Origin of the sequence: Spirillospora sp. NPDC046719, assembly GCF_040645715.1 — a bacterium.
Lineage (GTDB): Bacteria > Actinomycetota > Actinomycetes > Streptosporangiales > Streptosporangiaceae > Spirillospora.
This window is the reverse complement of sequence record NZ_JBEYYT010000008.1, coordinates 56,082-63,433: the sequence shown is the minus strand read 5'-3', so window position 1 is coordinate 63,433 and position 7,352 is coordinate 56,082. Positions and strand designations below refer to the sequence as shown.

Here is a 7,352-nt window from a genome sequence, read left to right as displayed (position 1 = left end):
GCGACGCTGGCCGTGATCACCACCGGCTTCGCCGCGGGCCGCGAGCGCGCCCGCGCGTTCGGCGCCTGGTCCGCCGCCGGCGGCGTGGGCGGGACGGCCGGCGCCGTCGCGGGCGGCGCCCTCACCACCGGCCTGTCCTGGCGGTGGGTGTTCCTGATCAACGTGCCGATCGGCGCGGTGCTGGTCGCGGTCGCGCTGGCGGCGCTGCCCGGCGCCCGCGCCGGCCGCCGGGAACCGCTGGACCTCGCCGGCGCCGCCACCGGGACCGCGGGCCTCGCCGCGCTGATCTACGGGGTCATGCACGGCACCGACCACGGCTGGACGTCCCCGGCCGTCGCCGGACCCGCCGCGGCCGGGCTGCTCCTGCTCGCCGCGTTCGTCCTCGTCGAGGCGCGGTTCGCGGCCCGGCCGATGATGCCGCCGCGGCTGCTGCGCGTCCGCGGGGTCGCCGCCGGCACCGGCATGCTGCTGCTCTTCGGCGGCATCGCCATCGCGATGTGGTACTTCACCTCGCTGTTCCTGCAGGACGTCCTCGGCTACGGCGCGCTGCGGGCCGGGCTCGGGCAGACCCCCGCGGCGGTGACGTTCGTGGTGACCGCGCGGCGGGCCGCCGGGCTGCTGCCGCGCACCGGCGTCCGGCCGCTGATCCTCGCCGGCTGCGCGGCCTTCCTGGCCGGCTTCGGGTGGCTCTCCCAAGCCGGCGGCGGCTCCGCCTACCTCACCGGCATCCTCGGGCCGACGCTGCTCATCGCGGCCGGCATCGGGCTGACCTTCCCCACGCTCATGGCCGCGACGACCGCCGGCGTCCCCGAGGACGACGCGGGCACCATCGGCGGCCTCGCGCAGACCGCGAGCCAGGTGGGGGGATCGGTGGGGCTGGCCGTGCTGACCACCGCCGCCGGCACCGCGACGCGGGCCGCGGGCTACGAGCGGGTCTTCCTCATCGCGGCCGGCCTCGCCCTGGCCCTCGCGCTGACGAGCCTGCTCCTCCCGCACCGCGGGCGCGGCTGACCGCCCGCTTCTGACCGCCCGCCCGCGGCGGACGGTCAGAAGTGGGTGCCGCCGTCGATGCGGACCTCGGTGCCGGTGATGAAGGCGCCGTCCTCCGAGGCGAGCATCGCGACGACCCCCGCCACCGCCTCGGGCCCGGCGAACCCCTTCCCGAGCGCGGGGGAGAGCTTCGCGAACAGGCTGAGGTCGGCGTCCTCCGGCAGCCCGGGGCCCTGGCTCTGCCTGCTCTCCCCCGACCCGTCCGTCATGCCGGACGAGATCGAGCCGGGCTGGACGGCCGTGAACCGGATCCCCTGCTTGCCGTACTCGGCGGCGAGGGCGTGCGTCATCGACTGGATGCCGCCCTTGCTCGCCGCGTAGGCCGCCATGTACGGGTGGGCGAACATCGCCGACGTCGAACTGAAGTTGACCACGGCCGGGCCGGTGCCCTCCAGCAGCGCCGGGATCGCCTCCCGGATCATCAGGAAGGTGCCGGTCAGGTTCACCGTGATCACCCTGGTGAAGTCGGCCAGGGACGTCTGGTCGGTGTGCGAGGAGCGCAGGATGCCGGCCGCGTTGACCAGGACGTCCAGGCCACCGAGGGCCGCGACGGCGGACGCGACCGCCGCGCGCACGGATGCCTCGTCGGCGACGTCCACGAGCACCGTGCGCAGGCGCCCGCCCTGCTCGCCCGCCTTCGCGACGGTGTCCTTGAGCCCCGCCTCGCTCACGTCGGCGGCCACGACCTCGCCGCCCTCCGCCAGCATGCGCAGCACCGTGGCCTGGCCGATGCCCGAGCCGCCGCCCGTGACCAGTGCCCGGCGTCCGTTGTAGCGGTCCATGTCGCCTCCCTGTGGGATCGCGGGCCCGGAGGGCCCCTCATGTCCACGGTACGTCAAAGTGGCACGTTTTGTCAGAATGGCGCTTCATGCCGCGCTGTCCCGGGTGGACGTAGGCTTCCCGCATGAACACGAAGCAGGACCGGACGTCCCGCTCGGGCCCGCCCTCGCTGACCGAGCGCCGCAAGGCCGCGACGCAGCTCGACATCGCCCGCGCGGCCGCCGAACTGTTCGCCGACAAGGGGCCGGACGGCACGACCGCCGAGGAGATCGCGTCCCGCGCCGGCGTCGCGCTGCGCACCTTCTACCGCTACTTCCGCAACAAGCAGGACGCGGTCGGCCCGCTCCTGTCGTCCGGCGGGGACCGCTGGCGCGCGCTGCTCGCCGAGACCGGCCCGGACGTCGGCCTCGCCCGGGCGCTCGAATCCGCGGCGGTCACGTCACTCTCCCCCGAGGACGAGGTGGCGGAGGAGGGCCTGCGCTGGACCCGCGGCCTGCTGCGCGCGGCCCGCACCGACCCCGCCCTGCGGGCCGTCTGGTCGCAGGTCAACAGCGACTCCGAGGAGCGGCTCCTGCCCGTCCTCGCCCGCCTCGCCGGACCGGACGCCGACCCGCTGGAGATCCGCCTGGTCGCCGCCGCCGCGACCAGCGCGATCCGCGTCTCGCTGGAGGCGTGGGCCGCTGCGGACGCTGGCTCCGCCGAGTCCCCCGCGGACCTCGTGGTGCGCTGCCTCCGCGAACTGACCGCCGGCCTCCGCCTGATGGCCCGCTAGCCCGGCCGACGCCGCTGGCCCCCGCCGGGCGCCGCCGATCCCCGCCGGGCGGTGCCGGTGCCCGAGCCGATGCGCTCGGCCCTGCTCGGCGACGATGTCCCGGTGCCCGAGGTCAGCGGGTGAGGCGGCGGCGGATGTCGGCGCGCAGCTCCCCCTTGGCGACCTTGCCGCCGGACGAGCGGGGCAGCCGGTCCAGCACGACGAGCCGCTCGGGATGCCATTCGCGGGAGACGCCGCGCTCCGCCAGGTGGCCGGTGAGCGCCTCCAGGTCCAGCTCGGCGCCCGGGCGCAGCTCGGCGTAGACGCACACGCGCTCGCCGAACACCTCGTCGGGCATCGCGACGGCCGCGGCGAGCGCGACCGCCGGGTGGGTGCCCACCTCCGCCTCGACGGCGGCGGCGCTGATGTTCTTGCCGCCCCGGATGATCAGGTCGCTCTGCCGGCCGACCACGCGCAGGCACCCGGCCGCGTCGATCTCGACGATGTCGGCCATCAGCATCCAGCCGTCCGGGGTGAACAGGGCGCGGTCGGCGGCGGGGTCGCCGTAGTAGCCGGGGGACGTCGCGGGGCCCTGGCAGCCGGGCTGGCCGGGACGACCGCTGCCCGTGACCTCGGATCCGTCCGCGGGGTCGAACAGCCGCACCCGCATCTCCGGGATGACGCGGCCCGCGGTGCGCAGCCGCACCTCCGGCGGATCGTCCAGGGTCGTGCGGCTGAGCGCGCCGGTCTCGTTCGAGCCGTAGAACTGGAGCACCTTCGCGCCGGTGGCCTCCTCGAACCGCGCCGCGCGCTCGTAGGGGACGGCTTCACCGCCGGTGAACATGCAGCGCAGCGAGGACAGGTCGCGCTCCTTCTCCTCCTGGGCGTTCAGCAGCATGATGAACTGCGTGGTCACGCAGTGCAGGACGGTGACGCGGTGCCGCTCGATCAGGTCGAGCGCGGCGTGCGCGTCGAACCGCTCCATCAGCACGGTCGGGATCCCGAGGACCGCCGGGCAGAAGTGCGCCGTCCACAGCCCGAACCCGAACGGGGCGGGGACGGCCCCCATGAACACGTCGTCCGGGGTCAGCGCCCCCGCCTGCCGCGCCAGCTCGCTGAAGTAGAACCAGCGGTTCTGGGTGTGCGACACGCATTTGGGCAGCCCGGTCGTGCCCGAGGTCGAGTTGATGATGGCCAGCTCGTCGGGGCCGAGCGCGCGGCCGGCCGGGTCGCCTTCGCGCGGCTCGTCCGGGAGTCCGAGCCGGTCCACGACCACGTGGTGGGAGAGGACGGCGCCGTCGGCCCGCAGCTCCGCCACCAGGCCGGTGGACGGCGCGCCGCGATGCTCGCCGAGGGTCACCAGGGCGCGCGCGCCGGTCCGTTCCAGCAGATGTCGAAGCTCGCGGCGGCCCGCGCGCGCCCCCACGCCGACGAGCACGAGCCCGGCCTTCTCCGCCGCGACGGCGGTCACGTGCCAGGCCGGCCCGTCCGGCAGCAGCACCGCCACCCGCTCGCCCGGCTCCAAGCCCAGCCCCGCGAAATGCTCCGCCAGCCGCGTCGAGTGCTCCTCGTAGGCCGACCACGACAGCGTTCCGTCCGCCGTGACGTAGGCGGCGTCGTCCGGCCGCCTTACCGCGTGCCGTCGGACGAGCCCGGCCACGGTCTCCGATCCCCACCAGCCGGCGGCCCGGTACGCCGCAACGGTCTCCCGGTCGAAGGGACTGGCCACAGGTGCCTCCTCGGACGACGTCGCCTGCCCGAAAGATCCCACAAACCGGAGGGGCCGCGATCTCCCGCGAGGTCAGCGGCCGGTCGAACCGTCGATCAGTTCGCGGAGGATGTCCGCGTGGCCCGCGTGGCGGCCGGTCTCCTCGATCATGTGCGCGAGCGCCCACCGGACGCTGGGGGCGGGACGTCCCGCCGTCCGCGGCCGGGGGACGGGTGCGCCGGGATCGGCGCACCCGTCGAGGACCTCGTTCGCCCGCCGCACCGCCTCCCGGTAGCGGCCGACGACGTCGGCCACGCCGTCCTCCGGCGCGGCCTGGAACGTCGCCTGCCAGTCGGTGACCTCCTCGCCGAGGAACATCGAGCGTTCGACGGAGGTGAGGTGGTTGAGCAGGCCGAGCAGGTTCGTGCCCGACGGCACCCCGGCCGCCCGCACCCGCGGCTCCGGCGCGCCGTCGACCTTCGCGGCGATCGAGGTGCGGAGATAGTCGAGGAACCCGCGCAGGGTCTCGATCTCGCCGCTCCCCGTCCGGGGCGGCGGGGTGTCGCCGCGGCGCTTGCGACGCGCGGTGCCGGGCATGGCGGCCTCCAGATCAGGCGGGTCTATGACCTGGCCAGTCTCGGCGGGCGCGCAGCGATCGGCACGATTCTTTGCCGTTCCGGCAAGAAGGCCGTGCGCCCCCCAGCCTGGACGGGACACCACCGCGGCGACCTGCGAGGTGCTGCCTCACCTCAGGTGGCGGGCGAAGAACCGGTTCCCGTCGTCCCCCTCGAACCGCGGGACGCCGGTGTGCCCGCCCATGTTGGCGTGCAGCGTCTTCTCCCTGGAGCCGAAGGCGTCGAACAGGTCCAGGGCCATCTGCCGGTCGTTCCCCTCGTCGTCCCACTGAAGCAGGACGAGCAGCGGGATGGTGACCTGCCGGGCCTCTTCGAACATGGCGCGGGGCACGAAACTCCCCGCGAACAGGACGGCGGCCGAGATGCGCGGCTCGACCACCGCCAGCCGGACGCCGATGGAGATCGGCCCTCCCGCGAACCCGACCGGGCCGCCGATCCCGGGCAGCGCGAGGAGGGCGTCCAGGGCGACGCGCCATTCCGGGACAGCCGCGCCGACCAGCGGGAGGACGAGCCGGTCCACGACGCCGTCGCCGACCGGCTCGCCGGCCTCCAGCGCCCGGCGCAGGTCGGCGCGGGCCTCGTCGACGTCCGCCAGGCGGGGCCGGTCGCCGCTGCCGGGGAGCTCGATGGCGGCCGCGGCGTAGCCGTCCGCCGCGGCGTGCCGGGCACGCGCCGCCAGCCGGGGGTACATCCTGCTCAGTCCGCCGGGGTGGCCCATCAGGATCAGCGGGGCCGGTGCGGAGGCGGATCCGGGCGTCCACAGGATGCCGGGGATCTCGCCGAGGGTGAATCCGCGCTCGAGGACACCGTCGTCGAGGCGCTGTTCGGAAGTGAAGTGCATGGTCGTGCCTTTCGGGAGTGCTCGCGAACGGCGCTCCCGGACGACCTACCGCCCGACCGTGACCCCTGAGGGGAGCACCCATGTCGATACGTTCACGGGTACCACCTCCTCGGTCTCTCGCACGGCCTCCGGCAAGGTAGCAGCGGCCGCCGCGTCCCGCCAACGGATTTTCCGGAGGCTCCCCGGACGCGATCGCGGCGCCGCGCGCAAAGGCCCCGCGCCGAGATCCGGCGCGGGGCCATGGTGCCTGCGGAAGACCGTCAGCCGTTCCAGCCTGACGTCAGCTGCACGCGCGCGGCGAACCCGGTCGAGCGGCCCGCGTAGACGTACATCACGCCGGTGTTGCTCTGCACGCCGATCAGGTCGGCGACGCCGTCGCCGGTGATGTCACCGGTGTAGGTGAGCGAGCGGATGCCGCCCCAGCCGGAGCCGAGCTCCTTGCGGGTGCCGAGCGCCTTCGACGCCCCCGGGTAGACCCACAGGGTGCCGTCGGAGATCCGCACCGCGATCATGTCGGGCTTGCCGTCGCCGGTGATGTCCTTGACGCCGACCAGCTTCGTCATGCCGTTCCAGCCGCTGTTCCCGATCTTGATGCGGCTGCCGAGCGCCTTCGACGCGCCGGGGTACAGCCACAGCGTGCCGTCGGACTTCCTGGCCCCGATGAGGTCGGGCTTGCCGTCACCGGTGAGGTCGCCGATGCCGGTGAGGTCCTTCATGCCGTTCCAGCCGCCGGTCCCGATCTTGATGCGGGTCCCCAGGGCGTTGGTGCCGCCGGGGTAGAGCCAGAGCGTCCCGTCGGACTTCTGGGCGGCGATGAGGTCGGCCTTGCCGTCACCGGTGAGGTCGCCGATCCCGGTGAGCTCGGTCATGCCGTTCCAGCCGCCGGTCCCGATCAGGCGCCGGTCCGCGGCCGCCAGCTTCGGGCCCGGGTAGAGCCACAGCTTCCCGGTCGCGCGGTCGACACCGGCGAGGTCGGCGGTGCCGTCACCGGTCATGTCCCCGACGCTGGCCAGGTCGGCGTCGGTGTGGCCGGTGACCTTGAACATGCCGCTGGGCTGCATGTCCGCGGCGAGCTTCGCGGCGCTGATGGTGTGCGAACCGCCGGTGGGCTTCCACGGGTCCCAGACGGTGATCGTGCCGGCGCTGGTGCTGTAGCCGTAGGCGATGATCGCGTGGCCGACCTTGGAGCCGCTCATGCCGGCGTTCCACGGCAGCTTCTCCATCCACACGCCGAGGACGGGGGCCCGCTTGAGCACGCCGACGTCGTAGGAGACCTGCGCCATCATCGTCGACGCCGTCGAGGCGCTGGAGAAGCCGTAGCTGTAGCCGAGCGGGTCGGTGTACCCGTTCATGACGGGCAGCGCCTGGTTGCCGGTGGTGCCCTTGGACGCCGTCGTGCCCATCTTGGCGGCCAGGGTGTCCTGGCTGACGGACACGCCGAACGTCGACAGGCTCATCGACGCCGAGGTGGGCACGCACTTGTAGTTCGTGTTCTGGTACTGGCCCGTCAGCGACAGCTTCGCCGAGGCGGGCGCGGCGGCGGCCGCCGAGGCGGCGACCTTCGGCGCGATGAGGGAAGGGGCCGCC

The 7,352-nt window shown here is 74.3% G+C and carries 7 protein-coding genes; 2 read left to right on the top strand and 5 right to left on the bottom strand.

All coding sequences use genetic code 11. The features are described 5' to 3' along the window. Window positions 1–1,011: MFS transporter (locus ABZ914_RS03125; protein WP_500191293.1), on the top strand; the 1,011-nt coding region annotated here is incomplete at its 5' end. Between the two features lie 35 nt (window positions 1,012–1,046). Here ABZ914_RS03125 and ABZ914_RS03120 read toward each other — a convergent pair. Continuing rightward, window positions 1,047–1,832 carry an SDR family NAD(P)-dependent oxidoreductase gene (locus tag ABZ914_RS03120; protein WP_500191291.1) on the bottom strand — a complete coding sequence of 262 codons (786 nt, stop codon included), beginning with the start codon at window positions 1,830–1,832 and terminating at the stop codon, window positions 1,047–1,049. 122 nt (window positions 1,833–1,954) lie between these two features. Between ABZ914_RS03120 and ABZ914_RS03115 the strand changes: the two genes are divergently transcribed. Further along, window positions 1,955–2,602 carry a TetR family transcriptional regulator gene (locus ABZ914_RS03115; RefSeq protein WP_500191290.1) on the top strand — a complete coding sequence of 216 codons (648 nt, stop codon included), beginning with the start codon at window positions 1,955–1,957 and terminating at the stop codon, window positions 2,600–2,602. Between the two features lie 112 nt (window positions 2,603–2,714). Here the strand turns inward: ABZ914_RS03115 and ABZ914_RS03110 are convergent, their stop codons facing one another. The 4 genes from ABZ914_RS03110 to ABZ914_RS03095 form a co-directional block, all read right to left on the bottom strand. Further along, window positions 2,715–4,310, bottom strand: a complete 1,596-nt coding sequence (locus tag ABZ914_RS03110) for a class I adenylate-forming enzyme family protein (RefSeq protein WP_500191289.1) — start codon at window positions 4,308–4,310, stop codon at window positions 2,715–2,717. A gap of 72 nt (window positions 4,311–4,382) precedes the next feature. Then, window positions 4,383–4,886 carry a DinB family protein gene (locus ABZ914_RS03105; protein WP_500191287.1) on the bottom strand — a complete coding sequence of 168 codons (504 nt, stop codon included), beginning with the start codon at window positions 4,884–4,886 and terminating at the stop codon, window positions 4,383–4,385. 147 nt (window positions 4,887–5,033) lie between these two features. Next, entirely contained in the window at window positions 5,034–5,765 is a 732-nt protein-coding gene (locus ABZ914_RS03100) for a dienelactone hydrolase family protein (protein ID WP_500191285.1), read from the bottom strand. Between the two features lie 260 nt (window positions 5,766–6,025). After that, window positions 6,026–7,352 (bottom strand): FG-GAP-like repeat-containing protein (locus tag ABZ914_RS03095; protein ID WP_500191283.1); only part of this gene is annotated, 1,327 nt, incomplete at its 5' end.

Excerpts from the sequence above, each read along its gene's own strand:
- ABZ914_RS03100 (WP_500191285.1), bottom strand. The coding sequence starts at position 5,765 with ATGCACTTCACTTCCGAACAGCGCCTCGACGACGGTGTCCTCGAGCGC.
- ABZ914_RS03105 (WP_500191287.1), bottom strand. The coding sequence starts at position 4,886 with ATGCCCGGCACCGCGCGTCGCAAGCGCCGCGGCGACACCCCGCCGCCC.
- ABZ914_RS03120 (WP_500191291.1), bottom strand. The coding sequence starts at position 1,832 with ATGGACCGCTACAACGGACGCCGGGCACTGGTCACGGGCGGCGGCTCG.
- ABZ914_RS03115 (WP_500191290.1), top strand. The coding sequence starts at position 1,955 with ATGAACACGAAGCAGGACCGGACGTCCCGCTCGGGCCCGCCCTCGCTG.